This window comes from Microbacterium sp. (assembly GCF_031178525.1).
Lineage (GTDB): Bacteria > Actinomycetota > Actinomycetes > Actinomycetales > Microbacteriaceae > Microbacterium.
Genome location: NZ_JAPSJA010000405.1, coordinates 1 through 1,580, shown reverse-complemented (window position 1 = coordinate 1,580; position 1,580 = coordinate 1). Strand labels below are relative to the sequence as shown.

Sequence of the window (1,580 nt, the reverse complement as noted above, 5' to 3'; positions counted from 1 at the left end):
GGCACCGGCGAGCAGCCCGATCGGCTCCGACACGATCGGCGGCAGCTCGATGCCCGTCACCGCGACCAGCACGCCGAGCGCGGCGCCGATGATCATCGGATTGCGCAGCGTGCGCTGCACGGCGCGGGCGAGCCCGCGCCATCCGGCCGCTCCGCCGCTCGAGACCGTGTCGAGGGTCGCCAGCACGATCGGCGTGATCAGCAGGAGCTGGATCAGGATCACCGGCGCGGCGTACGCGCCGTTGCCGAGCAGGTAGGTGGAGATCGGGATGCCGATGTTGTTGCCGTTGACGTATCCCGCACCGAGCGCACCGACCACCACCTCCCCGAGCGACCGTTTCCAGACGAATCGCGCGATCAGGCCGTAGACGAGGAAGATCGCGCACGCGGCCAGCAGGGACACGGGCAGGAGCGCGGAGAAGAGCAGAGTGAGGTCCGCGTCCGACAGCACGGCGAACAGCAGGAACGGATTGAGCACGAAGAACGTCAGACGGCTCAGGACGTACCGGGCGTGCTCGCCGAGCAGGTCGATGCGCGCGACGATGAAGCCCGTGACGATCGCGAGCCCGACGACCGCGAATCCCGTCAGGACGCCGATCACGAGGCGATTCGTCTCATACGACCGGACGCACCTTCGGCTCGGGGATCGCCGGCGGCGTCGCGGCCGGCGAATGCGCGAGCCGGGCGAGGGCCTCGTCGATCGCGCGGTCGAGCTGCGGGTCGTCCTCGCGGAACAGCTGCGCCGGGTTGTGCACGATCTCGATGTCGGGATCGACGCCGTGGTTCTCCACGCCCCAGCCCTTTCCCTCCAGCCAGTACGCGTAGCGCGGCTGTGTGACCTTCGTGCCGTCGACGAGGTCGAAGCGACCGTCGATGCCGACCACACCGCCCCACGTGCGCACACCCACGACGGGTCCCACGCCGAGCGCCTGCGCGCGGGCGCCCACGATGTCGCCGTCGGATCCCGAGAACTCGTTGGCGACGAGCACGACGGGCCCGCGCGGCGCGCGATCCGGATCGGGCTGCAGGCGATCGAACTGCCGCGCCGCGGTCCAGGCGATCACGCGGGACGCCAGACGCTCGACCACCAGCTGGCTCGTGTGTCCGCCCCGGTTGTAGCGCACGTCCGCGATCACGGCCTCGGCCTCCGTCGCGACGCGCAGGTCGCGATGCAGCTGTGCCCAGCCGTAGCCCTGCATGTCGGGGACGTGCACGTAGCCGACGCGGCCGCCGCTGCGGGCGGCGACGTACGCGCGGCGCGAGCGCACCCAGTCCTGGTACCGCAGCACCTCCTCATCCGCGAGCGGCACGATCACCACCCGACGGTCGGGCTCTCCGGCGCGGCGCAGGGTGAGTTCGACGGGCTTGTCGGCCGCCCCGATGAGGTTCGCCGCGGGCCCCGCGACCGCGTCGACGGGTGCGCCGTCGACCGCGACGATCACATCGCCCTCACGCGCTCCCACGCCCGCCTGACGCAGGGGCGACCGCGCCTTCGGCTCGCTCGATTCCCCAGGCAGGATCCGGTCGATCCGCCAGCCGCCGTCAGCGGGGGAGAGGTCCGCACCGAGGAAGCCCAGCCGT

Annotated in this window: 2 protein-coding genes; both read right to left on the bottom strand. The window is 71.7% G+C overall.

What is annotated here, in order from left to right; translation table 11 throughout:
- Positions 1 to 600: AEC family transporter (locus RIF89_RS14910; RefSeq protein WP_375294498.1), on the bottom strand; the 600-nt coding region annotated here is incomplete at its 3' end.
- Between the two features lie 13 nt (positions 601 to 613).
- Positions 614 to 1,580: PDZ domain-containing protein (locus RIF89_RS14905; RefSeq protein WP_309069850.1), on the bottom strand; the 967-nt coding region annotated here is incomplete at its 5' end.